This is a genomic window from Paenibacillus pasadenensis, from assembly GCF_002864175.1.
Lineage (GTDB): Bacteria > Bacillota > Bacilli > Paenibacillales > Paenibacillaceae > Paenibacillus_O > Paenibacillus_O pasadenensis.
Window position 1 is genome coordinate 221,492 of the sequence record NZ_NFEZ01000001.1, and the last position, 22,802, is coordinate 244,293.

The window sequence follows — 22,802 nt, forward strand, 5'->3', positions numbered from 1 at the left end:
ACTCCTTCTACTAGGATGGGATCGAACTATTCTTGCGAATCAGAACCAGACAGAGCACCGTGCCGACAGCCAGAATCACGGAAGCGATCCGTATAATGTCAATCGTTCCATCAACGAAGGATGCGCGAGCGATCTGACGGTAGGTGTCAAGAAGAGGATCATTGTGGAATATGGCTTCATACTCTATTCCCGCCAGACCGTTGCTGCCTGCCATGGGACCCGCCGACTCGATTGCTTGGATCACTTGCTCCCTCGCTGATCCAGTAAGTTGGTTGTCTTGCAACGACTGCACTCTATCCGTAACCAGTGAGTTGTAACGGCTGGATAGGATAGCTCCGAAGAGAGCAATCCCGAATGCGCTCCCCATCTGGCGAGCCACACTGTTCATTCCGGACGCCATGCCCACTCGTTGAACCGGCACGGCTTCGACCGCCAGGTTGGAGATGGGCGGATTAATTAATCCGCTTCCTATTCCGGCGATAATGAATCCGGGTAGCAGGACTACCCATTCCGAGGGGGCGTTATGATGGGAGAGATGAGTCATGGAGTAAACCCCGATTGTCAGCAAAACCATGGAAGCGACGATAAGCCGTTTTGAACCTATTTTCCCCATCAATGCACCGGCCAGAGGGCCGAATAGCAGAGCCATCGCGGTGAATGCGATAAGCCTGACGCCTGACTCCATCGCATCCAATCCGAGGAAGCCTTGCAAGTAGATCGTGAGATTGAATAGCAATGCGTACATCCCAGCGCTTAGACAGAAGGCGGCAATCGCTGAGCCCGTAAAGCTGGGAATCCTGAATAGACGGGGATCTACCATGGGGTGTTTGATTCGAAGCTCGCCTGCGATGAATACGACTAGGGCAAGGAGAGATAGGCCGAGCAGTTGCCAAACGTGCGGCGAGGTCCAATCGTTGCCTTCTTGGTTAACTTGAATCAACCCGTATATGAGGCAGAACATGAAGACGGTGAAGGCAATGAACCCGAATAGATCGATATTGCGCGCGGCAGACTCGTCCTTGGATTGCTTGATCGCCCATAAAGACAGCGATATAGCAACGATGCCGACGGGAATATTCAGATAGAAAATAGATTGCCATCCGATATGCTTAACTAGAAGCCCTCCGATTACCGGGCCGATTCCCGTGGCTAATCCGCTGACACCGCCCCATACCCCGATTGCGATTCCCCGCTGTTTGCCGCTGAACGTCGCCGAGATGATCGCGAGCGATAAAGGCATCATTGCGGATGCGCCGAGTCCTTGAATGCCTCTAGACATATTCAGCATCGCGATACCGCCGGACAATCCGCATAACAGAGAGCCGATTGTAAATACGGCTATCCCCAACATAAAGAGCGTCTTTCGTCCGAAAATATCGCCCAATCGGCTTGCAGGAACCAGCACCACAGCAAACACTAACGTATAAGCGTTGACAATCCATTCCAAGCCTGAGAAATTTGTTTGAAGATCGCTGCTAATGGCCGGCAAAGCGACGTTTACTATCGTAACATCTAGCAGGGCCATGAATAGTCCAAGGCAAACAGCACCGAGCGCCCACCATCTCCTTTCCGGGATCTTCTCCGCAACCTCCGTTAACGACATAACCATTCCTTCCCAGACCTCCTTTTCACCGCGTGTTGTAACATGTTAAAATCATATTGCATGTAACGATTGTAATTACCAGGGAGTGACATGTCAAATGAATTTTACCTATTACCAATCGCTCTCCGTAGGTCTTGCGGTTGACCTCATCAATACGCTTTGTCCCGTTAAGGGGACCGACAGCTTGGCTACGCCTGAAGAATTGAAGCAATTTCTCGTCGAGAGCGAGAACCATGTTCTGGATTCGGCCGCTGGGAAAAAGGAAGGGTTTGATTGGGATGCCGCTATCGCTGTTCATCGGGATACCATTCAATCGTGGCCTGTTCGTTCGGAGGATATTGAGATCGTCCGATCGCTGAGAAAATCTTTGCGGACCGTGTTCGAGCTGGCAAGAGAGCAGAAGGCGCAGGATGCAGCGGCGCTTTTGAATGAGCAACTCCGTATTAGCGGGGCGACGCCAAGAATAAGCTGGCTGCATGGGCCCTACCATCTGCATTTTGAATCGGAGGAGGATGGATGCGCTCATTGGCTGGCTACGACGACAACCATGGGGCTTGTCTTTGTCTTGATTGAGTTTGGAACCGAGAGATTCGGAATCTGTGCCTCTGCACCCTGTCAGAAAGCCTTTATTGATACATCCAAGAACAAGTCCAAGCGCTACTGTTCCGAAGCATGCGCTCATCGTGAGAGCGTGGCGGCCTTCCGCAAACGTCGACGCACTGAAAGCTGAACAAGCAGCAAGAAGGCCAACCTAAGGAGGATGAGGGAGGCCTATATCGGCAAGGTGAAGCGGAACGGCGCGGCAAGTAGCGATCCTTGAGAGTCCAGAGTCTAAATCCTCCGAACGGGTGCATCTGCCGTGACCTTTCTCTGGAAAGGGATGTACATTATCCTGAGCCGCAATGCAAAGGAGATGATGGGATGGGCGGAAAAGGCAGCGGGAGCATCTCCCTGAACAATAAATGGATAAAGACAAAATGGCTGCAGTCCAGCCGGGACTTGAAGCCGTTTGTTCCGGAAACGAAGCTTTTTGCCCGATCCTCGCTTGTCCAGATGACCGGCCGGTATGAAAGGGTGTACTTCAAACCCACGACCGGAACCGGCGGAAACGGAATCGCGCGGATCGAGAGGGCTCCCTCCAAGACGTTCCGGTTGAAGATCAAGACGAGAACGGTATCCGTCCGTTCGATCGAAGATCTTTTCCGCGAATTGAAAAAGACCGCCCGCGGCAGAAGCTACCTTCTTCAGAAGGGCATCTACCTGAAAACCTCCGGCGGCAGGCCCTTCGACTTGCGGACGATGGTCCAGAAGACGAAGCAGGGGAAATGGGTCGCCACCGCCGTATTCGTCAAGCTTGGACTCAAGAACAAGGTCGTCACGAATTATCATCAAGGAGGAAAGCTGACTCTTGCAAAGCCGACGCTTCGCCAGGCAGGCTACACGACGGCGCAGATCGAGGATTATATGCGGAGATTGAAGTCGCTGGGCCTGAAGACAGCCCGATGCTTCGAAGGCAAGAACCGGCGCTTCAAGGAGCTCGGACTGGATGTGGCGCTCGACCGCAAGGGGCGGCTATGGATTCTGGAGGTCAACACCCGGCCCAACTTTTACGGGTTGAAAACGCTGCCCGATAAAAGTTTGTACAAAACCGTGGTTCGTTACGGCGCGGGATACGGAAGAACGAAGTGAGCGGCAGAGCAGGGGGTGAACGCGAAAGGACGAGAGGAGCGCCGAGCGTTCTTCTCGTCCTTTTGCCGTTTAGAAGCGGTCCAGCGGCTCCCCGCGGGAAAGGTCATGGTCTGGGCTTCCTTTTTGGTTTCGGCTCCTCGTGAATGACGGCGTATTCGATGATATTTCCGTACGGATCCGCTTCGATCGCGCGGCAGCTTGTCATCATTTCTCTGACCAGCTCGCGGCCGCGCTGCACGCGGGATTTCGCTCCCGAATAGGAAAGATGCAGCTGTTCGCTCAACTGCTTCTGAGACATGCCCTGAAGCTCGGAGAGCTCAAGCGCCTCCCGATATTTATCCGGAAGACGAGCGAGGATGCTCATCATCCCTTCCGCGGCCTCCGAATTGCAAGCTGCGGCGGGTTCTTCCTCGGCCATCGCCACCTGCTCCGGAAGGGCATCCGCCCTCTTCGTTTTCCGAAAATGATCAACGATGCTGTTTCTGGCGATTTGATAGATCCACGCGCGTCGTTTTTCCTCGTCCTGAAGACGGGCCAGCCCTTCATAAGCCTTCATGAACGTCATCTGCACGATATCATCGGCATCCGGATGGCGGTTCGTCTTGTGCAGAACGAACTTCCGGACGGCCTCGTGGTATTCCTCCCATAACTGCTCTACCTTCACGGCGCGGCCCCCCCAACCATAAAAAATTCAAAAAAAGTTCCTCGATCTTGCGTCCATTCCGATTCGGCTTCGTCTCCGTTACTATATGCCAAATCATTGGAGGGAGTAAAGACGATGAACTACAACTTGCTTGGCCAGACGGGAGTGCTGGTATCGGAGATCGGACTCGGAACCATGACCTTCGGGAGCGGCGAAAAATGGGGCGTTTTCGGCGGACTGGGCGAAAAGGAAGCGGGGCTTCTCGTCGATCAGGCGATGGATGCCGGCGTCAACTTTTTTGATACGGCCAACATCTACTCGGACGGCCGATCGGAAGAAATTCTCGGCAAGGCGCTGAAGAGCAAGCGGCATCAAGCTCTGATCGCGACGAAGGTGAGGGGACGCACGGGACCCGGCCCGAACGAGCTCGGCCTATCTCGATTGCATCTCATCCAGCAAGTCGAAGCCAGCTTGAAGAGGCTCGGAACGGACTACATCGATCTGTATCAAGTCCATAACCCCGATCAGGTGACAGACTGGGAAGAAACGCTGCGGGCTCTCGACGATCTCGTTCGGAGCGGGAAGGTCCGCTACATCGGCCATTCGAACATGACCGGATGGAGCATCCTGAAAACGCGGGGCCTCTCGCAGCTGCACGGACTTCACGCGTTCAAGAGCAGCCAAGCGTACTACTCTCTCGCCGCGCGCGAGATCGAACGGGAAATCATTCCGGCGCTTCAAGATCAGAACATGGGCTTGATCGTCTGGAGCCCGCTTTCCGGGGGCTTCCTGTCCGGTAAATACACCCGCGATCGCCAAGGGGACACCGAGGACCGGCACGCGACCATTTCCTTTCCTCCGGTCGACAAGGATAAAGCCTACGCGATCATCGACACGCTTCAAGAGATCGCGGCCGCACGCGAGACGACGGTGGCCCGAATCGCGCTTGCCTGGGTGCTGAACCAGGCCGCCGTAACGTGTGTCGTCATCGGCGCGAAACGTCCCGATCAGCTGCAGGAAAACCTGGCGGCGAGCGGCATGATGCTAACAAGCGACGAGCGGCTCCGGCTGGATGAGGTCAGCCGCCTGCCGATCGAGTACCCGGCTTGGCCGTTTCTGGAGGGCGATGATTCGATCGTGAGGAAGCATCCCGGCTCTGGCGGTCCGGGATGATCTACCCGGGGGCTTTTCCTGACAAAGGAAAAGCCCCTTTGACATTTCCATTCGATGCAACCAACTTGGAGGAACCGGCGCCGGCTGGAAGCTGGCCCGCGAAGCTGCTGCTATCACGTTGAATGACGTATACGAAGCGGTCGTGCCGGCGCCGCTCTTCGAGCTGCATCAAAGCGATCCCAACCCGAGATGTCTGGTCGGCCGGGGAATCCAGCCCGCTTTGAACGAGATCTACAGCGAGACCGAGGACGCGGTGCAGCGTCAGCTTGGCCATGCGACGGTTGCGGACCTGATGGTCTCTCCTTCACGCCCATGCCGCCGAGCCGCCGGCGTGAAAATAAGCAGCCGAGAATCCATTTCTTTTTTGGCGGTCATGTCGATTTCGATGTCTTCGGCGCGTCGTCTTTATAGAAACCCAAATTGCCCTAAGGGAAGGATGATGAACATGACCGCAAAACTTAACACGTACCTTCATTCGGAAGACGCAAGAACGCAGGCTGCCTTTTATGCGCAAGCGTTGGGAGGAGAGATCCTTTCCACCATGACGTATGGGCAAGTTCCCGGAACGCCGGAATCGAGCCAGGAGAAAGTGATGCATATGGTGCTGTCCGTTGCCGGAGGAAATATCCTGTTCCTTTCGGATTCTCCCCACGGATCGTCTCCGGGCGGACGCTTCCTTTCGCTGGCGCTCACCTTCGACGAGGAAGCGGAGGCTCGCCGATCGTTCGAGAGCCTGGTCCAAGGCGGCACCGAAAGGTATCCTTTCGAACGGCAGCCATGGGGATCCTATTACGGGGAAATCGAAGACAAGTTCGGCGTCAATTGGCAGATCGTGAAGCAGTAACAGCTAGAAGGGCCATCCTCGAGAGGATGGCCCTTCGCCTATGTATCCGAGCCGCTCGTAACGGTAGCCGTCTTCTCCACGCATAGATTGACCGTCCTCTCCTTGGACCAGGTCCGGTGCATGACGCCTTGCGGAACGGTGAACATCTCGCCTGGCTTCAGGCACACCGTCTCGCCCTCCAGGTCGATATAGAGCTCTCCTTCCAGCACGAGGAACAGCTCATCGCCTTCATCATGCTTATGCCAGTGGAACGGGCCGTTCATGACCGCTATCCGCAGCGCATGGTCGTTCACTTCGCTGACCATCCAGTTCTTGTATTCCGACAGGCCTCTGGTCAATTCAAGCAGGTTGATTTTTTCAAGCTGGCCGGTTTTTTTCATCTGCATTCACCCTTTCCAAGGAGTTGAATCCAAGCGATAGCGATCCTTCACCATGACGGCGTGGCGCTGAAACAGGCCGCCTGCCCTTCCGGCGGCTCGCGGAGCGGACGAGGACGTAGGGGCCCCGCTGTCGATCTGCTGCTTCCGCTCGTCCTTCACCTTCTCCTGCTTCATAATTCCGTTCTCTGCTTCAATGGAAACCCTTATACTGAATTCATTCCCGATCGGAACCAAGAGGAGGCCTGTATATGGAATGGATTCAGCACGAACCGCCGTACCGAATGAGCGACCGGACCGACGAGCTGCAGCCGGACGTGGTCCTTGCCTGGCTGAAGGGCAGCTATTGGGCCGCGGAACGGTCGGAAGAGACCGTCTTGAACAGCTGGAAGGATTCGCTGTGCTTCGGGGTTTACGGAGCCGACGGCGTTCAAGTCGCGTTCATGCGCGTCGTGACCGACGGAGCGGTCTTTTCCTGGCTGTGCGACGTGATCGTCGACCCGGAGCATCGGGGGCAGGGGCTCGGCAAATGGATGATGTCGGTCCTGATCGCCCATCCCCGCCTTCGGCATACGTCGATCCATCTCAATACCCTGGACGCGCATGGACTCTATGAGCAATATGGCTTTGAACGGAAGGAGACGATGGTTCGCCGCGCGCGATAAGCCGGACGATGGATGGTCCGCGCCAACCGGAGGATTTGGAAAAAAGCTCGTTTACATACATGCTGTATGTATGTTAAGGTAAAAGCATTCCAAGCCGAAAGGGGCATTTGGCATGAAAGCATCCAGTTTCTATCCGGTCCTGTTGACGGAACAAGTTCGTTCGACGGCGTCGTTTTACGAGGAGCACTTCGGGTTCCAGAACGTGTTCGAGGCCGACTGGTATGTCAGCTTGAAGCTGTCGGGCGAGAAGGGTTCGTACGAGCTGGCCATTCTTGACGCGACGCATCCCACGATACCCGAGAGCTGCCGGACGCGTACGAACGGACTCATTCTGAACTTCGAAGTGGAAGATGTCGATGCCGAATACGATCGCCTTATCCGCGAAGCCCGGCTGCCGCTGGCGCTCGAGATCCGCAGCGAGGAGTTCGGCCAGCGGCATTTCATGACCGTCGATCCCAATGGCGTCTTGATCGATGTCATCACGGTCATTCCGCCTTCGGGCGAATACAGCGAGCACTATTCCGAAAAAATCTGGAACGACTGAAGAAAGAGGGCGCATGTGAAGAGAAGCAAGGAAGACGCGGCGGAAACGATCCGCAAGCTGATGGAGGTCGCCCGGAGCCATTTTACCGAATACGGCTATGCGGAGGCGGCATTGGAGTCGATCGTGCAAGAGGCGGGTCTGACGCGCGGGGCGGTCTACCATCATTTTCGCAGCAAGAAGGAGTTGTTCCGGGCCGTGCTCGCCGACGTCCAGCAAGACGTGGCGGAGAGGGTGGAGAGCGAGGCGGCGGCAAGCGAGGAGATGGGGGAGCAGCTCTACTTGGGCTGCCGCGCGTTCGTCCTGGCGGCGATCGAGGAGCGGAGCCGGCGCATCCTGCTGATCGACGGCCCGGCGATCGTGGGCTGGGAAGCATGGAGAGAGATGGACCGCCATCATTCCATGCGGCTGCTGAGGGAGCAGCTCGGCCGGATGCAGGAGCAGGGCTATGTTCGGCCCATGCCCCTCGACGCTTTGGTCCACTTCATCTCGGGCGGCCTGAACGAGACTGCGCTTTGGCTTGCCGGCGCGTCCGTGGATCCCGATGCCCAGGAAGAAGCGATGAAGATGCTGGCTCTATTCCTGGAAGGGCTGAAAAAGGAAAACGAGGGCGCATAGCGCCCCCGTCATCGGCTTTCTTGAAGCGGCTCGACGGTGTCGGAGCGGAGGCGGGTCGGCGGAGCCTGTCGGATCATCCCTGCACGAGACCGTCCAGGTCGGGCTGCAGCTTTTTGCGTAGCAGGTACAGCATGGCCGCTCCGACCAGGAACGCGGCCGCGTCCGCGACGACGAGCGACCAGACCACGCCATGGAAGCCATGCAGCCGGTCGGCGAAGTAGAGCACGGGAATCAGGGTAATCCCATGGATCACGGACATAATAAACGCTGCGGTTCCTTGCGCGGTCGCTTGGAAGACCCCGACGAACAGCGTGGTCAGGCCGGTAATGAACAAGGACAGGAACGTCACATGCAGGATGTAGCTGCCCATCTCGATCAAGCCCGGATCGTTCGTGAACAGCCCGATCAAGTGGTCGGAGACGAGATAGACGATGACGCCGAACGAGGCGGCCAGCGCCAGGATCGTCTTGATCGTGAAGCCGATCGTCTGCTTCATGCGTCCTTTGTCCGCGGCAAAAGAGAAGGCGATGAGCGGCACGACCCCCTCGCACAAGCCCATCAGGATGAACTCGGGAAATTGGAGCAGCCGCGACGAGATCCCGTAGGCGGCGACGGCCGAGTCGCCGTACTCCACGAGATAATGGTTCAAGATGAGCGACATGGCCCCGAGGAAGACGCTCATGATGAAGACGGGAACGCCGATTTTGAGTACGTTGGCCAGAATCTCCTTGCTCGCCTTGAACCATCGGGCGGAGACGGTCAGGAAGCGGCTCTTGCGTCCGATGTGATAAGCGTAGAACGCGCTCGCGACCCCGTTGGAGACGACCGTGGCGCATGCGACGCCGACCACGCCCCAGTCGAGCGCGAAGACGGCGATCGCATCGAGCGCGATGTTGACGGCCACGCTCAGCATCATGCCGACCATGGAGGTGACGGCCGCCCCCTCGGAGCGCACGATGTTCTCCAGCGTGAAGAACAGGACGACAAGCGGCGAGCCGATCAGCATGACCGTCACGTAGTCCTTGGTGTAGCCGAAGGAATCCGGCGTCGCCCCGAGGCTGCGGACGATCGGGTCGATCAGCGGAAGGCCGGCCGCCATGACGATCAGACCGAGGACGAGGCTGCTGTAAAAGGCGAAGGACGAGACATGTTTGGCCTTGTCGTAGCTCTTCTCGCCGAGCAGGCGGGAGATGAAGGTGCCGCTGCCCATCCCGATCAGGTTGCCCAGCGCCATGATGGCGGCGAACAGCGGCAGCGTCAGCGCGAGCGCGGTCAGCATGGCCGTATCGTGGAGCGTGCCCAGGAAATAGGCGTTCAAGATGGAATAGATGACGCTCATCGACGTGCCGAGCATCATCGGCACGGCGAAGTGGGCGACGGCTTTGGCGATCGGGGCTTTTTCAAAGAAATGAAGGTTCTCTGCATCCATACAGGTCACGGCTTTCTAAGATTATTTTTTTGAAGCCAATCTAACGGCGTTAGGTTGTGCCTTACAGTGTTAGATGATATCATGGCGGTAGGAAGCTGTAAAGCATAAACTTACACCGTTAGATAAGAGGGCGGGTGCCAGATGAAAAAGCAGCAGCCTTCGATATCGGAGGATAAGATCTTAGGGGCTTCGTGGGAGCTTCTTGGCGAGGAAGGCATCGAGAAGTTCAGCATGAGGCGGCTGGCCGACCGGCTGGGCATCCAGGCGCCTTCGCTCTACTGGCATTTCAAGAGCAAGCAGGATCTGTATCAGCGCCTGGCCAATCAGGTGTCGATACGGATCCTGGAGGAATTCCGCTCGGACGGGGACTGGAAGGAGCAGCTGACGGGGCTGGCCGCCGCGGTGCGCAGCGTGCTCCGCCGCTATCCCTGCTCGACGCAGCTCATGATGATGACGCTGCCTCACGAGCCGGACATCATCCGATTCACCAACCGCATGCTGCTCTGCGTGGAAGAGACGCCGCTGGAGCAGGAGCAGAAGATGCAGGTCGTCACGACGCTGGTGAACTACGTCTTCTACTTCGTCCTGGACGACTATCAGCATGAGCGCAACGTCTCCGCCATCTCGAAGGACAAGGGAGCCGCTCCGGGCGACGAGATGGTCCGCCTGCTCGACTCCATGAACGATGCGGAAGCGGGACTGTTCCGACGGATGTTCACGAACGGGCTGTTCGAGCTGATGGGGACCGACCGCGCGTTCGAGTTCGGGGTCAGGCTGATTGTGCTGGGGATCGAACAAATCATTGAAAGCCATTGCTACGCTGAGCAGCCCGATAAGGGCGCCGGCGGCTGAGGCCGAACGACAGGATGAAGCACGTCTGCACAGGCAGCGGGGGAGCGTTTCCTTTACTCTGATAGCAGAAAGGAGAGGAGAGCGGATGGAGTCGCTTCGAATGCTGCGGCTGGCGATCGATTATGTGGAGGACCATCTGCATGAGCCGATGGATATCGACGGCATCTCGAGGGCGGCGCTGTCCTCGAAGTACCATTTCCAGCGGATGTTCCATGCCGTGACGGGCTTTACGATCTCGGAATATGTGCGCAATCGCCGGCTTACGCTCGCCGCGGAAGAGCTGGCCGGAACGGACCGGAAGGTCGTCGATATCGCCCTGGGCTACGGATATGAGAGTCCGGAGGCGTTCGCCAAAGCCTTCCAGCGGCTTCACGGCGTGACGCCGTCTGCGGCCCGGCATAGGAATGTGAAGCTCAAAGCTTATCCTCGAATCTCCTTTCAAATCCAGATCAAAGGGAAGAGCGAGATGAACTATCGCCTTGCGGAGGATGCGGCTGCAACCGTCATCGGAAAGGAAATCGTGCTGAGGGAGATCCGTTCGTGGACATTCCGGCATTTGTGGAGACGATCTGGAGGGACGGCACGCATGATGCCATCAACGAGGCCGCCGGCAGGCCGGCGGGATCGCTGTTGAACGGCTATCACTTCGACTTTCGCGAGGATGGGAGCAGGCGCTACCTGATGGGAGCCGAGGCGCCGGCAGGAGCGGCCGCTCCTGAGGGGCTGGCGATCCTTCCTCTTCCGGCTCAGACGTATGCGGTCTTTGAAAGCCGGGAGCCGATGGAGGGGGAGGGAGAGATCGGATTGGAGATCCTGAATGTCTGGAGGCGCGTCTACTCGGAGTGGTTCCCGTCCACGCAGTTTGAGCAAGTCGAGGGACCGTGCGTGGAGAAGTACGCCTGGACGGATGAGAGCCGCACCGAATCCGCATGCGAGGTCTGGATTCCGGTCCGCAGGCGCAGCGGGACATGCGGAGTATAAGCAGGTATAATAATAGAAATACCAATGAGACAGGCCCAGCAGAAGGAGCGAACGCGCATGATTCAGATCACCATTCCAAAACCGGACGTCACCCTATACAAGGAAAAGGATCCTCAGTCCAGCCATATTTACGGGTTTACGGATTTCCATCGGATCACAAGGGAAGAAGGCGGAATCTTCCTGTTCTACAACGACAAGGACGAGCTGCTGTTCGTCGGCAAGGCGCGCAAGCTGCGGCCCCGCATCAAGAAGCATTTCGAGGATGCGTCGTCCGTCATGAAGAACCATCGCAGCGAGGTCGCCAAGATCGAGGTGTGCCTGATCGAGGAGCCCATGCACCGGGAAATCTACGAAACCTATCTCATCAATCAGCTCAAGGCCAAGTACAACATCGAAAAGGTGTTTTATAAATAAGGACGGCAAGAAGGAAGGAGCCCCTTGGAGGGGCGCCTTCCTTTTTTGGCGGGCTGTCCTCGCAGGCGGCTCCGTTGCGGATGGATTTGGCAAAGAAGACCTGGATCTCCCGTTCAGCCCGCTGTCCGGCTGGATGCTCTCGAAGATTTTTGTTTACATGTGCACACAAATGCATATAATAAAAGGCAGGCGGTGAGAGGATGGGACTTGGTCACGATCCGAACAAGTGCAAGAAGCTGATCGAAGACAACATCGACATTGAATACTACCGAGCCATTTTTGACCCGGTCCGAAGCGAGCTGCTGGTCTTCCTCTCCATCTATGGGGAAATGACCATCGGGCAGATCGCCGAGCACTTCCCCCAGAACCGATCCGTGATCTCTCGCCATCTGGACTACATGAATCGATTCGATATCGTGCAGAGAAGGAAAGAAGGCCGGGAAATCTACTACAAAGCCAACCAGCACGGTGTCGTAGACCGGTTCGAAAAGACGGCGAGCAACATGAAAGCACTCTTGAACCTGCAGCCCTAGAGTGCTTTTCTTTTCCGCCAATAAGTGCATTTGTGTGCACAAAAACATGAAAAGAGGGACATCAAATGGAAAGCCATTCTAGAAAGTGGTGGGTTCTGATCATCGTCAGCTTAGGCGTGTTCATGGCCATGCTGGATCTCACCATCGTCAATGTCGCGCTGCCCGATATCCAACGAAGCTTCGCTTCCGACTTTTCGAATTTGCAATGGGTGCTGAATGCTTACACGCTGGTTTATGCGGCCCTGCTGTTGCCGATCTCCAAGCTGGGGGATGTCGTCGGACGCAAAAAAGTCTTTTTGACGGGGCTCGGCTTGTTCGTCATCGGCTCCTTGGCCTGCGGGCTCGCGGCCAGCGATGTGTGGCTGAACCTGTTCCGAGCCTTGCAAGGCATCGGCGGCGCGGCCATGATGTCCCTGTCGTTGACGATCGTCACTGCTTCTTTTCCCGACAGGCAAAGGGGACTTGCGCTGGGCATCTGGAGCAGCGTGGTCGGTCTGGCGATCTCAGCCGGTCCGCTTATCGGCGGGGCATTGGTGGACAGCTGGGGCTGGCGATCCATCTTCCTGGTCAATCTTCCTTTCGGCATCGCGGCTATTCTGTCAGGAATGCATTTCATCCGGGAGAGCGCTCGGAACAGCAAGGGGAGAATCGATTATCCAGGCTTCGCATTCAGCACGGCGATGATCTTCACGATGGTGCTCGCCTTGATCCAGAAGGAGATGCACCCGGATTATTCCTGGACGGACGGGCATGTTCTGGGCTTGTTCGGCGCATCGCTGCTCTTCTTCATCGCGTTTATCGTGACCGAGAGCAAGGTCGACCAGCCGATGATGGAATTGTCGATGTTCAAAAGCGCGGCGTTCAACGGCGCCAACATCGCGGCTTTCGTTCTGGGAGCGGGACTGTACGGGGGGTTCACTTACCTCACGATTCTGATGCAGAATTATATGGGCTACTCCGCTTTTGAAACGGGAGAGAGGATGCTCTTGATCAGCGGATTTACCCTTGTGCTAGGGCCGATGGCCGGGTTCTTATCCGGAAAAATCAGCGATCGGTGGCTGATCGGCGGAGCGCTGCTGATCGGGGCGATCGGAATCCTTGTCCTGCGCCATCGGATTCAAGTTCCCCTGGAATGGAGCCATCTGCTGGCGGGATTCATCCTTCTCGGCATCAGCAACGCGCTCGTGAATCCTCCCATCGCCAATGCCGCGATGAGTGCCGTCGACAAGAGCCAGGTCGGTATGGCTTCGGGAATGTTGAACGTCTTTCGGCAAGTCGGACTGTCCTTCGGCGTGGTCCTGCTCGGGATCAAGCTGACGGAAGGATATGACGAGTCGCTGGGCAAGCAAGTCGCGGCTCTTTCGAGCATGGACGTCGAATCGAAGAACAAGCTGCTCGAGCTGCTCCAGGAAGCGGGGGCTTTTGCCGGCTCGCAGCTTTTCGGCCGCGGGCAAGCGGAGGCGTTCCGGGCCCTCCCTGCTTTTCAGGACGCGAAGCCGATCGTGTTCCATGCGTTCAACGCCGGGATGAAAGAAGCGAGCCTGCTCATGGCCGTCTTCCTCCTGATCGGAACGGCGGCGAGCGCGGTCTTGATCCGCAAGCCTTCGCAGCGCGAGTAGGGGGCTGAGAGATAAAAAGCGCCCCCGCAGGGGCGCTTTTTTGGTGTCGCGGCGTTGCATCCGCCGCGGCCTCGGCCGCGGCTTCGTTCAGCTTCGTCCGGCCGACACGTGATGCCGGCCTCTCGGCACGACGAGCGGCGTGCCGGATACAGGATCCTCGATGACGGTGCAGTCGAGGCCGAAGATGTCTTTGACGAGCGAGCCGGTGACGACGTCCGCCGGCTTGCCTTCGGCGACGAGCTTGCCCTCGTGCAGCGCGAAGATGTAGTCCGCGTACCGGGCGGACAGGTTGATGTCATGGAGCACCATGACGATCGTCGTGCCGTGGTCGCGGTTGAGGTCGGTGAGCAGGTCGAGGATCTCGACCTGATACGTGATGTCCAGGTACGTCGTCGGCTCGTCGAGGAACAGGATGTCGGTCTGCTGAGCGAGCGCCATCGCGATCCAGACGCGCTGGCGCTGACCGCCCGACAGCTCGTCGATCGGCTTGTCCGCGAACTCGGTCACGCGCATCAGGTCCATCGCCTCGGCGACGGCCGCCGTATCCTTCTTGGACCAGCCGCCGAGCAGCGGCTGATGGGGATAGCGTCCGCGTCCGACCAGATCGGCGACGGAGATGCCCTCCGGCACGATCGGCGACTGCGGCAGGATGCCGACCGTCCGCGCGAGCTGCTTGGGAGCGATCGAGCCGATGGACCGTCCGTCCAGCGTCACCTGGCCGGCGGACGGCTTGATGAGCCGCGCCAGCGTCTTGAGCAGCGTCGACTTGCCGCAGCCGTTGGCTCCGATGATGACGCTGATCCGGCCGGACGGCACGACGAGGCTGACGCCGTCGACGACCGTCTTATGGTCATAGCCGGCTTCCAGCCGCTCGGCTTGGAACACAGGAGTCGGTTTCATGGTTACAATTCTCCCCTTCGATTCATGCGGACAAGCAGGAAGATCAGATACGGCGCGCCGAGCAGGCCGGTGACGATGCCGACCGGGAACCGGTACGCGAAGGCGAACTGGCCGATCAGATCGGCGGCCAGCACGAGGTTGACCCCGACCAGCCCGGCCGGCACGACGTTCGAGAAGCCGGCTCCGGCGAGCCGCTTGGCGATCGGTCCCGCCAGGAAGGAGACGAAGGCGATCGGCCCCGTCGTCGCCGTGGCGAGCGCGATCATGCAGACGGAGCCGAGGAACAGGGCGATCCGCGTCCGGTCGGCGCTGACGCCGAGCGAGGTGGCGGAGGATTCGCCGAGCTCCAGCACATGCAGCGGCTTGCCGAGCACGATGAGGAGCGGCGCGCAGATGAGCACGGACAGCGCCAGCGGCGGCAGCTCGTCCATCTGGGAGCCGTTGAGGCTGCCGGTCAGCCAGCGGACCGCCGCCGGCACGTCCTGCTCCGCGCTGACGAGCAGCAGGTACGAGATGACCGCGTCCAGCATCGCCTGGATGCCGATGCCGACGAGGATCAGCCGCCCGATGGAGAAGGACTTGCCCCGCGACAGCAGGTAGATGACGGCTACGGTCGCCAGGCCGGCGATGACCGAGGCGACGTAGATGACGGCGCCGCTCGCCTGCAGGATGACGATGCCGAACACGGCCGCCGCGCTCGAGCCGGAGGTGATGCCGATGACGTTGGGATTCGCCAGCGGATTGCGCAGCAGCGTCTGGAAGATGTAGCCGCCCATGCCGAAGGCGAGTCCCGCCAGCAGGCCGGCCAGCATCCTCGGAAGCCGGATCGTGTTGACGGCGAAGGAGACGCCTTTGAGCGGCTCGCCCGTGAGCGCCCGAATGACGTCCTGCACCGGATAGATCGTGCTGCCGAGCAGCAGCATGGCGCAGCAGAGCGCGAGCGCCAGCAGGGCGAGCAGCGACGTGACGGCGATCCAGCGGCGGCGCCGGACCCGGCGTCCCGCCGTGATGAGGGAGATCGAGGCCGCGCTCATAAGGAACGCACCCGCGCTCTCATCGCCAGCACGATCAGCAGCGGAGCGCCGATGAACGCGGTGACGACGCCGACCTCCAGCTCGCCGGGGCTGCCGGCCAGCCGGCCGACGATGTCGGACAGCGTCAGGATGGCGGCGCCCGCGATCGCGGACATCGGGATGACGTACCGCAGGTCAGGCCCCAGCACGAGCCGCATGAGATGGGTGGCCAGCAGCCCGATGAACCCGATCGGGCCGGCGAGCGCCGTCGTCGCTCCGCACAGCAGCACGCCGCCGAGCGCGGCGACGAACCGCAGGAAGCCGGTGCGGACGCCGAGGCCGGTCGCCGCGTCGTCTCCGAGCGCGAGCGCGTTGAGCGCCGGGGCGCACAGGATGGCGATGCCGATGCCCGCGAGCAGGAACGGCAGGAACGTGCCGATGCCGCTCCATGTCGCCGAGCCGACGCTGCCGACCTGCCAGAACCGGAACTGGTCCATGACGTAGGAGCGCGGGATCATGATCGCGGTGACGAGCGAGGCCAGCGCCGCGCTCGTCGCCGCTCCCGCCAGAACGAGCTTAAGGGGCGTGGCGCCGCCACGTCCCATAGACCCGATGCCGAAGACGAAGACGGCGGTGATCGCCGCTCCCGCCAGAGCGAGCCAGATGTACTGGCTCGCGGTGCTGATGTTCAGGAAAGCCAGCCCGCAGACGACGAACAGAGCGGCGCCGGTGTTGACGCCCAGGATGCTCGGATCGGCGATCGGATTGCGGGTGACGGCCTGCATGAGCGCCCCGGACACGCCGAGCGCTCCGCCGCAGCAGAGGGCGAAGACGGTGCGGGAGATCCGCTTGCGGACGACGTTCGCCCCGTAGGTGTCCACCTCCGGATGGAACAAGCCGTCCATCAGCTCGTTCCACCGCACGAAGCGGGCGCCGAAGGCGAGGGAGGCGACGACGCACAGCGCGAGCAGGACGAGCCCGAGGATCAGCACCGCCGCGAAATGCTTCGGCGCCGGAGAGCCCGCTTGCGCATCCGGAATGGCCGCTGCCGGACTAGCCATTGCTCTTGCTGACGGCGTCTCCGATCAATTTCAGGTAGTCGTCGATCGTGTACGCGATGGAGAGCGGGTTCGGGTTGCCGGCTGCCGCCAGCGGCGTGCCGTTGCCGATGAAGACGACGGATCCGCGCTGGATCGCCGGAATCTTGCCCAGCACCGGATCGGCCTTGACCGCCTCATAGAGCGCTTCGTCGCCATAGCCGACCAGGATGTCGGCGTCGCTCAGCGCATCCGCGTTCTCCGCGCTCAGCTTGAGGGAGTAGGCCGTCGGATCGGTGATCTGGCTCGTGACGCTTTCCGGATAGTCCATGCCGAGCGAGATGAGGAACTCGCCGCGCGGGTCGGCCGGCGTGTACAGATGCAGCTGCGACATGTCCTTCGCGGAGAAGTTGACCCAGACGACCTTCTTGCCTTTGAACTGCGGGTACGCCGCGGCTTTTTCCTGGATGAGGGCTTCCGTGTCCTTGATGAGCTGCTCGCCTTCGGCCTTCATGCCCATGCCGGTCGCGTTGAGCAGCACTTGCTCGCGCCACGTCGTGGCCCAGGGAGCCTTTTCGTACGGCACGACCGGAGCGATCTGGCTCAGCGTGTCGTAATCTTCCTGCGTGATGCCGGAGTACGAGGCGAGGATGACGTCCGGATCGGAATCCGAGATCGCCTCGAAGTCAAGGCCGTCCGTATCCTGGTACACGTTGGGCTTGTCCACGCCGAGCTCCTTGAGCTTGGCGGCGGTCCAAGGGAGCAGGCCGCTGTCGTCCTGCACGCCGTAGTTGGCCGCGGAGAAGCCGACCGGCACGACGCCGAGCGCGAGGACGACGTCGTGGTTCGCCCACTGGACCGTCGCGACGCGCTCCGGCTTGCTGTCGATGGTCGTTTCTCCGAAGGCGTGCTTGATGACGATCGGATAGTCGGAAGCCGGCGTCGCGGTCGCCGCCGCGGTAGGCGCGGCGCTCGGAGACGGGCTCGGCGAGGAGGCCGGGGCGTTGTTGGACGTGCTGGAGCAGCCGGCGAGCGCGAGCGTCAGCGCGGCGGCCAGGAGCGGGAGGCGGAGGGAGAAGCGGCGGTTCAAGGCATTCATGGTGGATGACCCTTCCTTGTCTGTATTGGATTTAGATGCTGATAATGATTATCAACGTCAATGATAGCCCCCTTTTGAAAGGCTTGTCAATAAAAGCAACCGAAAAAGGCTGCCCGCAGGGGCAGCCTCTTGGACTGAATCATCCGATGCCATTTCGCTAGGGGGGACCGGAAGCGGCCTATTCCGTTCAGTGGACGGCAGCCTGGCGCATCAGCTCGACGAGCCGCTCGGCCATGGCGAGCGCGAACGCTTCGTCGTTGAGGTTGTTCTCCATCTCGATGATCTCGACGCGCGTCGGGTCGAGATGCTGCTTGAGGGAGAAGAAGAGGGCGGCGTCCTCGTCGGGCCCATGGAACGGCTGGCCCTCGGCGTCGAGCAGGGAGACGCCATGGAGCGGCAGGAACATCGCGCACGAAGCTCGGCTCCGGTTCAGCTTGGCGGCGATGATCTCGCCCAGGCGCAGGTTTTCCTCCGCATCGGTGCGCATGAGGGTGATCGTCGCGTTGTGGCGGTACAGGTTGCGCCCGGCGAACTTCTCGGGAACGGTATCCCATGGGCCGAAATTGACCATGTCCAGTGCGCCGGTCGAGACGACTTGCGGAATGCCGGCGCGGGCGGCCGCCTCCAGGCGCTGCGGCCCGGCGGAGAGCTCGCCGCCGACGAGCTCGTCGCACCATTCGGTCGTCGTGACGTCCAGCACGCCGGCGATGAAGCCGCTGTCGATGAGCGCCTCCATCGCCCTCCCTCCGCTGCCGGTCGCATGGAACACCAGCACCTCGTAGCCGCTGCGCTCCAGGTATTCCCGTGCCGCCGTGACGCAGGGCGTCGTGACGCCGAACATCGTCGCCGCCACGAGCGGCTTGTCCTCCAGCCGTGGAGGCGAGCCTGCCGCCATGCCCGCGATGGCATGGGCGGCGTTGGACAGGATGCTCGCCGACAGGCGGTTGATGCCGGACACGTCCACGACCGAATACATCATCGCGATATCCTTCTCGCCGACGTAGGGCCGCGTATTGCCCGATGCGACGGTCGATACCATGAGCTTGGGAACCCCGATCGGGAGAGCCTGCATCGCATAGGTGCCGATCGTCGTGCCCGCCGAGCCGCCGAGCCCGATCACTCCGGCCACCCGGCCTTCCCGATGCAGACCGCCCAGCAGCGCCGCCGCGCCTTTCATCATGACGTCCATCGCGGCGCCGCGGTCCCTGCCGTCGATCAGCTCCTGCAGCGGAACGCCTCCGGCGCGGGCGACCTCCTCGTTCGACAGATCCGCCTGCCCGGTCAACGCTTCGAATACGCCTGCATCCAGGACGATCGTGGCGACGCCGGCGCCTTCGATCCGTTCCCGCAGGAACATGATTTCGGCTCCCTTCGTATCCAGAGTGCCGATGATAATTACGCTTCGGTTCATGCCCGATTTCCCGCCTCCCCATGATGACTGCGCTTACATGTCTTTACTTTCTCAAAGTCGGGCGGACGAGTAAATAGAGAATGGTAGGCTGCTTTAGGATTATGATAGGGAGTTTTCCGCAACTTGCGATGAAAGTGCTAGGAAGCATAACGATCGTCCCTGTCGAACGTCGGGCTCATCCTTCATACTGGAGGCATGCAGGCGGCGAACGGCCGCACGAGAAAGGAAGGCGACGTCATGGCTTCGAATAGAGGATCGATCCTGAATCGGCTCAGGGAGAAGGTCAAGGAAGGCGGCTACATCATCGGCGGAGGCGCCGGCACCGGCATCAGCGCGAAGTTCGAGGAGGAGGGCGGCATCGATCTGATCGTCATCTACAACTCGGGCCGTTACCGCATGGCGGGCCATGGCTCCTTGGCGGGCCTGATGCCGTACGGAGACGCCAACGCGATCGTCATGGAGATGGCAAGCGAGGTGCTGCCCGTCGTGAAGCGGACGCCCGTGCTCGCCGGGGTATGCGGGACCGATCCGATGCGGATCATGAGCCGGTTCTTGCGCCAGATCCGGGAGGAAGGGTTCGGCGGCGTGCAGAATTTCCCGACCGTCGGCCTGATCGACGGCCACTTCCGGGCGAACCTGGAGGAAACGGGAATGGGCTACGCCAAGGAGGTCGAGATGATCCGCATGGCGCATGAGCTGGATCTGCTGACGACCCCGTACGTGTTCGACGAGGACGATGCCGTGCAAATGACGCGCGCCGGGGCGGACATCCTCGTCGTGCATCTCGGCCTGACGACGTCCGGCGCGATCGGGGCGCGGACGGCCCTGAAGCTCGACCAGGGGGTCGAGAGGGTCCGCTCGATCGCCCGCGCGGCGCTGGAGGTCCGGCCGGACCTCCTGATCCTCTGCCACGGCGGGCCGATCGCCGAGCCGGAGGATGCCGCCTATGTGCTGGAGCGCTGTCCGGAGATCCACGGCTTCTACGGAGCGAGCTCCATGGAAAGGCTGCCGACCGAGCGGGCGATCCGCGACCAGACGGAACGGTTCGCGAAGCTGCGCCGCGAGCCGTGACGGCAAGGCCCGGCTCATGCGTGAGCCAAGACCGCAAGGCTCTGCCCGTTGGGGCAGAGCCTTTTTGGCGTCGGCCGGCGCTGAAACCGTGCCTTTTGAACGCCGTATCCCTCAAATGGTAGAATATAGGATACTAGGCAGGGAAGGGATGGCGAGCATGCAGACTTCGACTCAAATTCGCGAAAAGCTCATGGAAGCCGTCGCAAGCCAAAAGCCGATCGTCGGCGCGGCGATCGGCTGCGGCCTGTTCGCAGGATACGCGGAGGCGGGAGGCGCGGACCTCATTCTGGTGCTCAACGCCGGGCGCTTCCGCCTGATGGGCTGCGGCTCGACGGCGAGCCTGCTGCCGTTCGGCAACAGCAACCGCATGGTGATGGACATCGGCGTCCAGGAGGTGCTGAGGCAGGTCCGCCATACGCCGTGCATCTTCGGCCTGTGCGCGACCGACCCGGAGATCGAGCTCGAGTCCTATCTGGACGAGATCAAGGAAGCCGGCTTCGCCGGCATGACCAATTTTCCGACCGTCGGCCTGATCGACGGCGTTTACGGGGAAGCCCTTCACGAAGCCGGAATTTCGTTCGACAAGGAAGTGGAGGCCGTGGCCCGGGCCGTGCGCAAGGGGCTGTTCGCGGTCGCCTTCGTCTTTTCGGCCGATCAGGCCAGGCGGATGGCCGCGGCCGGAGCCGACATCATCTGCGCCCACCTCGGCTTCACCCAAGGAGGCGGCGCCGGCGTCAAGGGCTCGATGACCATGGAGCAGGGCATCGCGCTGTCCCGGACGATCTTCCGGGCGGCCGCCGAGGTCAATCCTCATGCGTTCAAGCTCGTCTACGGGGGGCCGGTAAGCTCGCCCGAGGACGCCGACCGGATCTACCGGGGGACGGACGCGATGGGCTGCATCGGCGGCTCGAGCTTCGAGCGCATCCCGACCGAGACGAGCATCGTGCGCGTCACGGAGCTGTTCAAGAACTACGAGGAAGTGAAGTCCGAGAACAAGCTGCTCCGGCAGCAGCTCGACCTGCAGGCCGCCATCGAGCAGGCGGACTACGTCCGGTATGTCACCTTGCACGTCTCGCTCCATCTTCACGAGCCGGTCTCGTTCGACGCGATCGCCAAGGGGCTGCATCTCAACCGGAACTACCTGAGCCAGCTGTTCACCCGCAAGATGGGCATGAGCTTCTCGCGCTGGCTGATCCGGCAGCGCATCCAGACCGCCAAGGAGTGGCTCGGCAGCGAGGAGGGGACGATCCACGACGCGGCAGCCCGGGTCGGATACTCCGACGCCTCTTATTTCAGCCGGATCTTCAAGAAGGAGACCGGCATGACGCCCAGCGAGTGGAAGGAGCGGCAGGGAGCCGATCCGGAGCGCTAGGCCAGCCGCCACTCGCAGGTCAGCTCCAGCGCGTCGCCCTTCATCTCGGCGTTCAGGCCGCCGCCCATCTTGACCATCAGCCCGCGCGCGATGGACAGGCCGAGGCCCGAGCTTGATCCCGAGCGGGACGCGTCGGCCATGTAGAACCGGTTGAACAGCAGCTCCGGGTCGGTGCCGAGCAGCTGCGGCGCGCGGTTGCGGAGCCGGAGCGCCGCTCGCCCGCCCTCGGCGGCCAGGGCGATCTCGACCCGCCCGGAGGCGTGCCGGATCATGTTCAGCGCCAGATTCTCCACGACGCGGCGCACCGCGGACTCGTCCGCGCGGATGACGAGCGGACGCTCGGACAGCTCGAAGGCGGGCTCCAGCCCCTTTTCCTCCATCGCATCATAGAAGCCCATCAGAATCTCGGGGACGAGCTTGTCGAGCCGCAGCCGCTCCGGCTTCAGCGCGTAGTCGGCGGAGTCGATCCTCGACAGCTCGTAGAAGTCGTCCAGCAGCGACTTCAGCCGCGCGGTGCGCTTGCGGATGACGGCGACCGCATCCCGGCGCTCGTCCTCGCTGAGGCCCTCGCGCTCCAGCAGCTGGATATAGCCGGAGATGGACGTCAGCGGCGTGCGCAGGTCATGCGAGATGTTGGCGACGGCCTGGCGGAGCTCGTCCTCCGTGCGCCGCCGCTCGGCATGCGCCTGGACGATGAGGCCGGTATGGCGGTTGATCTCCGCGGCCAGCGCCTCCAGGGCGCGGTCCGGTCCGCCGATGACGGCTTGGCCGGACACCTCGCCGTCGTTGTAGCGGCGCAGATGGCGGGCGAGCGCCCGCGCCTCCTTGCGCATCCGCAGCAGCCGGAGCAGGCAGAGCGCGGCGGCGCCCAAGGACAGGATGATCAGGATGGGCGCCATGCGCTGCCTCCTCCTTTTT

Annotated in this window: 25 protein-coding genes; 15 read left to right on the forward strand and 10 right to left on the reverse strand. The window is 60.7% G+C overall.

Annotated features, from left to right (window positions below; all coding sequences use genetic code 11):
- Nucleotides 1-10: 10 nt before the first annotated feature.
- Nucleotides 11-1,609: an MFS transporter gene (locus B8V81_RS01070; RefSeq protein WP_101807473.1), complete on the reverse strand. Its 1,599-nt coding sequence runs from the start codon at nt 1,607-1,609 to the stop codon at nt 11-13.
- A gap of 91 nt (nt 1,610-1,700) precedes the next feature.
- Here B8V81_RS01070 and B8V81_RS01075 point away from each other — a divergent pair, with 91 nt between their 5' ends.
- Together B8V81_RS01075 and B8V81_RS01080 are read left to right on the forward strand one after the other, a co-directional pair.
- The gene (locus B8V81_RS01075) at nt 1,701-2,333 is read left to right on the forward strand and encodes a CGNR zinc finger domain-containing protein (RefSeq protein WP_101807474.1); all 633 of its coding nucleotides are present in this window, start codon (nt 1,701-1,703) and stop codon (nt 2,331-2,333) included.
- A gap of 191 nt (nt 2,334-2,524) precedes the next feature.
- On the forward strand, nt 2,525-3,292 hold the full coding sequence (locus B8V81_RS01080) for a YheC/YheD family protein (RefSeq protein WP_101807475.1): 768 nt from the start codon (nt 2,525-2,527) through the stop codon (nt 3,290-3,292).
- Between the two features lie 103 nt (nt 3,293-3,395).
- Here the strand turns inward: B8V81_RS01080 and sigZ are convergent, their stop codons facing one another.
- Nucleotides 3,396-3,956, reverse strand: a complete 561-nt coding sequence (gene sigZ, locus B8V81_RS01085) for an RNA polymerase sigma factor SigZ (RefSeq protein WP_180968346.1) — start codon at nt 3,954-3,956, stop codon at nt 3,396-3,398.
- Between the two features lie 114 nt (nt 3,957-4,070).
- Here sigZ and B8V81_RS01090 point away from each other — a divergent pair, with 114 nt between their 5' ends.
- Together B8V81_RS01090 and B8V81_RS26105 are read left to right on the forward strand one after the other, a co-directional pair.
- Complete coding sequence (locus B8V81_RS01090; RefSeq protein WP_101807477.1) at nt 4,071-5,108, forward strand: aldo/keto reductase; 1,038 nt, start codon at nt 4,071-4,073, stop codon at nt 5,106-5,108.
- A gap of 49 nt (nt 5,109-5,157) precedes the next feature.
- Nucleotides 5,158-5,952 (forward strand): Rrf2 family transcriptional regulator, encoded by a 795-nt coding sequence (locus B8V81_RS26105; RefSeq protein ID WP_342352560.1) that lies wholly within the window; start codon nt 5,158-5,160, stop codon nt 5,950-5,952.
- Between the two features lie 38 nt (nt 5,953-5,990).
- On the opposite strand, the gene B8V81_RS01105 is transcribed toward B8V81_RS26105, so the two are convergent.
- Nucleotides 5,991-6,332 (reverse strand): cupin domain-containing protein, encoded by a 342-nt coding sequence (locus tag B8V81_RS01105; protein WP_244912687.1) that lies wholly within the window; start codon nt 6,330-6,332, stop codon nt 5,991-5,993.
- Nucleotides 6,333-6,580: 248 nt separating this feature from the next.
- Here B8V81_RS01105 and B8V81_RS01110 point away from each other — a divergent pair, with 248 nt between their 5' ends.
- The 3 genes from B8V81_RS01110 (at nt 6,581) to B8V81_RS01120 (ending at nt 8,153) form a co-directional block, all read left to right on the forward strand.
- Nucleotides 6,581-6,994: a GNAT family N-acetyltransferase gene (locus B8V81_RS01110; protein WP_101807481.1), complete on the forward strand. Its 414-nt coding sequence runs from the start codon at nt 6,581-6,583 to the stop codon at nt 6,992-6,994.
- A gap of 112 nt (nt 6,995-7,106) precedes the next feature.
- Complete coding sequence (locus tag B8V81_RS01115) at nt 7,107-7,538, forward strand: VOC family protein (RefSeq protein WP_101807482.1); 432 nt, start codon at nt 7,107-7,109, stop codon at nt 7,536-7,538.
- 15 nt (nt 7,539-7,553) lie between these two features.
- Nucleotides 7,554-8,153, forward strand: coding sequence for a TetR/AcrR family transcriptional regulator (locus tag B8V81_RS01120; protein WP_101807483.1), 600 nt, complete (start codon nt 7,554-7,556; stop codon nt 8,151-8,153).
- A 73-nt stretch (nt 8,154-8,226) separates the two neighbouring features.
- Here B8V81_RS01120 and B8V81_RS01125 read toward each other — a convergent pair whose 3' ends face one another.
- Nucleotides 8,227-9,582, reverse strand: coding sequence for an MATE family efflux transporter (locus B8V81_RS01125; RefSeq protein ID WP_101807484.1), 1,356 nt, complete (start codon nt 9,580-9,582; stop codon nt 8,227-8,229).
- A gap of 141 nt (nt 9,583-9,723) precedes the next feature.
- On the opposite strand from B8V81_RS01125, the gene B8V81_RS01130 reads away from it, so the two are divergent.
- The 6 genes from B8V81_RS01130 to B8V81_RS01150 all read left to right on the forward strand — a co-directional run bounded on the left by B8V81_RS01130 (nt 9,724) and on the right by B8V81_RS01150 (nt 13,981).
- Nucleotides 9,724-10,434, forward strand: a complete 711-nt coding sequence (locus B8V81_RS01130) for a TetR/AcrR family transcriptional regulator (RefSeq protein WP_101807485.1) — start codon at nt 9,724-9,726, stop codon at nt 10,432-10,434.
- Nucleotides 10,435-10,519: 85 nt separating this feature from the next.
- Nucleotides 10,520-11,068 carry a helix-turn-helix domain-containing protein gene (locus tag B8V81_RS25560; protein ID WP_244912688.1) on the forward strand — a complete coding sequence of 183 codons (549 nt, stop codon included), beginning with the start codon at nt 10,520-10,522 and terminating at the stop codon, nt 11,066-11,068.
- Nucleotides 10,993-11,415 (forward strand): GyrI-like domain-containing protein, encoded by a 423-nt coding sequence (locus B8V81_RS25565; RefSeq protein ID WP_244912704.1) that lies wholly within the window; start codon nt 10,993-10,995, stop codon nt 11,413-11,415. Before B8V81_RS25560 ends, B8V81_RS25565 begins: the two co-directional genes overlap by 76 nt.
- A gap of 57 nt (nt 11,416-11,472) precedes the next feature.
- Complete coding sequence (locus B8V81_RS01140; RefSeq protein ID WP_028600151.1) at nt 11,473-11,829, forward strand: nucleotide excision repair endonuclease; 357 nt, start codon at nt 11,473-11,475, stop codon at nt 11,827-11,829.
- Nucleotides 11,830-12,029: 200 nt separating this feature from the next.
- Nucleotides 12,030-12,362, forward strand: coding sequence for an ArsR/SmtB family transcription factor (locus tag B8V81_RS01145; RefSeq protein ID WP_101807486.1), 333 nt, complete (start codon nt 12,030-12,032; stop codon nt 12,360-12,362).
- Between the two features lie 65 nt (nt 12,363-12,427).
- Nucleotides 12,428-13,981 carry an MFS transporter gene (locus tag B8V81_RS01150; protein ID WP_101807487.1) on the forward strand — a complete coding sequence of 518 codons (1,554 nt, stop codon included), beginning with the start codon at nt 12,428-12,430 and terminating at the stop codon, nt 13,979-13,981.
- 87 nt (nt 13,982-14,068) lie between these two features.
- Here the strand turns inward: B8V81_RS01150 and B8V81_RS01155 are convergent, their stop codons facing one another.
- The 5 genes from B8V81_RS01155 to B8V81_RS01175 form a co-directional block, all read right to left on the reverse strand.
- The gene (locus B8V81_RS01155) at nt 14,069-14,881 is read right to left on the reverse strand and encodes an ABC transporter ATP-binding protein (protein WP_101807488.1); all 813 of its coding nucleotides are present in this window, start codon (nt 14,879-14,881) and stop codon (nt 14,069-14,071) included.
- A gap of 2 nt (nt 14,882-14,883) precedes the next feature.
- Nucleotides 14,884-15,915, reverse strand: coding sequence for a FecCD family ABC transporter permease (locus tag B8V81_RS01160; protein ID WP_101807489.1), 1,032 nt, complete (start codon nt 15,913-15,915; stop codon nt 14,884-14,886).
- Nucleotides 15,912-16,955, reverse strand: a complete 1,044-nt coding sequence (locus tag B8V81_RS01165; RefSeq protein WP_101807490.1) for a FecCD family ABC transporter permease — start codon at nt 16,953-16,955, stop codon at nt 15,912-15,914. Before B8V81_RS01165 ends, B8V81_RS01160 begins: the two co-directional genes overlap by 4 nt.
- Nucleotides 16,948-18,030: an iron-siderophore ABC transporter substrate-binding protein gene (locus B8V81_RS01170; protein ID WP_101807491.1), complete on the reverse strand. Its 1,083-nt coding sequence runs from the start codon at nt 18,028-18,030 to the stop codon at nt 16,948-16,950. The genes B8V81_RS01165 and B8V81_RS01170 overlap by 8 nt, the downstream gene beginning before the upstream one ends.
- 187 nt (nt 18,031-18,217) lie before the next feature.
- On the reverse strand, nt 18,218-19,441 hold the full coding sequence (locus B8V81_RS01175) for a Tm-1-like ATP-binding domain-containing protein (protein WP_101807492.1): 1,224 nt from the start codon (nt 19,439-19,441) through the stop codon (nt 18,218-18,220).
- Nucleotides 19,442-19,678: 237 nt separating this feature from the next.
- Here B8V81_RS01175 and B8V81_RS01180 point away from each other — a divergent pair, with 237 nt between their 5' ends.
- Together B8V81_RS01180 and B8V81_RS01185 are read left to right on the forward strand one after the other, a co-directional pair.
- The gene (locus B8V81_RS01180) at nt 19,679-20,512 is read left to right on the forward strand and encodes a phosphoenolpyruvate hydrolase family protein (RefSeq protein WP_101807685.1); all 834 of its coding nucleotides are present in this window, start codon (nt 19,679-19,681) and stop codon (nt 20,510-20,512) included.
- A 157-nt stretch (nt 20,513-20,669) separates the two neighbouring features.
- Nucleotides 20,670-21,884 (forward strand): phosphoenolpyruvate hydrolase family protein, encoded by a 1,215-nt coding sequence (locus tag B8V81_RS01185; protein WP_101807493.1) that lies wholly within the window; start codon nt 20,670-20,672, stop codon nt 21,882-21,884.
- On the opposite strand, the gene B8V81_RS01190 is transcribed toward B8V81_RS01185, so the two are convergent.
- Nucleotides 21,881-22,783, reverse strand: coding sequence for a sensor histidine kinase (locus B8V81_RS01190; RefSeq protein ID WP_101807494.1), 903 nt, complete (start codon nt 22,781-22,783; stop codon nt 21,881-21,883). The two genes, B8V81_RS01185 and B8V81_RS01190, sit on opposite strands and share 4 nt — an antisense overlap.
- Nucleotides 22,784-22,802 lie beyond the last annotated feature (19 nt).

What these genes read in the sequence shown, in the direction of transcription:
- B8V81_RS01070 (WP_101807473.1), bottom strand. Translation starts at nt 1,609, where the DNA reads ATGGTTATGTCGTTAACGGAGGTTGCGGAGAAGATCCCGGAAAGGAGA.
- B8V81_RS01075 (WP_101807474.1), top strand. Translation starts at nt 1,701, where the DNA reads ATGAATTTTACCTATTACCAATCGCTCTCCGTAGGTCTTGCGGTTGAC.
- B8V81_RS01080 (WP_101807475.1), top strand. Translation starts at nt 2,525, where the DNA reads ATGGGCGGAAAAGGCAGCGGGAGCATCTCCCTGAACAATAAATGGATA.
- B8V81_RS01090 (WP_101807477.1), top strand. Translation starts at nt 4,071, where the DNA reads ATGAACTACAACTTGCTTGGCCAGACGGGAGTGCTGGTATCGGAGATC.
- B8V81_RS01105 (WP_244912687.1), bottom strand. Translation starts at nt 6,332, where the DNA reads ATGAAAAAAACCGGCCAGCTTGAAAAAATCAACCTGCTTGAATTGACC.
- B8V81_RS01110 (WP_101807481.1), top strand. Translation starts at nt 6,581, where the DNA reads ATGGAATGGATTCAGCACGAACCGCCGTACCGAATGAGCGACCGGACC.
- B8V81_RS01115 (WP_101807482.1), top strand. Translation starts at nt 7,107, where the DNA reads ATGAAAGCATCCAGTTTCTATCCGGTCCTGTTGACGGAACAAGTTCGT.
- B8V81_RS01125 (WP_101807484.1), bottom strand. Translation starts at nt 9,582, where the DNA reads ATGGATGCAGAGAACCTTCATTTCTTTGAAAAAGCCCCGATCGCCAAA.
- B8V81_RS01130 (WP_101807485.1), top strand. Translation starts at nt 9,724, where the DNA reads ATGAAAAAGCAGCAGCCTTCGATATCGGAGGATAAGATCTTAGGGGCT.
- B8V81_RS25560 (WP_244912688.1), top strand. Translation starts at nt 10,520, where the DNA reads ATGGAGTCGCTTCGAATGCTGCGGCTGGCGATCGATTATGTGGAGGAC.
- B8V81_RS01140 (WP_028600151.1), top strand. Translation starts at nt 11,473, where the DNA reads ATGATTCAGATCACCATTCCAAAACCGGACGTCACCCTATACAAGGAA.
- B8V81_RS01145 (WP_101807486.1), top strand. Translation starts at nt 12,030, where the DNA reads ATGGGACTTGGTCACGATCCGAACAAGTGCAAGAAGCTGATCGAAGAC.
- B8V81_RS01150 (WP_101807487.1), top strand. Translation starts at nt 12,428, where the DNA reads ATGGAAAGCCATTCTAGAAAGTGGTGGGTTCTGATCATCGTCAGCTTA.
- B8V81_RS01155 (WP_101807488.1), bottom strand. Translation starts at nt 14,881, where the DNA reads ATGAAACCGACTCCTGTGTTCCAAGCCGAGCGGCTGGAAGCCGGCTAT.
- B8V81_RS01160 (WP_101807489.1), bottom strand. Translation starts at nt 15,915, where the DNA reads ATGAGCGCGGCCTCGATCTCCCTCATCACGGCGGGACGCCGGGTCCGG.
- B8V81_RS01165 (WP_101807490.1), bottom strand. Translation starts at nt 16,955, where the DNA reads ATGGCTAGTCCGGCAGCGGCCATTCCGGATGCGCAAGCGGGCTCTCCG.
- B8V81_RS01170 (WP_101807491.1), bottom strand. Translation starts at nt 18,030, where the DNA reads ATGAATGCCTTGAACCGCCGCTTCTCCCTCCGCCTCCCGCTCCTGGCC.
- B8V81_RS01175 (WP_101807492.1), bottom strand. Translation starts at nt 19,441, where the DNA reads ATGAACCGAAGCGTAATTATCATCGGCACTCTGGATACGAAGGGAGCC.
- B8V81_RS01180 (WP_101807685.1), top strand. Translation starts at nt 19,679, where the DNA reads ATGGCTTCGAATAGAGGATCGATCCTGAATCGGCTCAGGGAGAAGGTC.
- B8V81_RS01185 (WP_101807493.1), top strand. Translation starts at nt 20,670, where the DNA reads ATGCAGACTTCGACTCAAATTCGCGAAAAGCTCATGGAAGCCGTCGCA.
- B8V81_RS01190 (WP_101807494.1), bottom strand. Translation starts at nt 22,783, where the DNA reads ATGGCGCCCATCCTGATCATCCTGTCCTTGGGCGCCGCCGCGCTCTGC.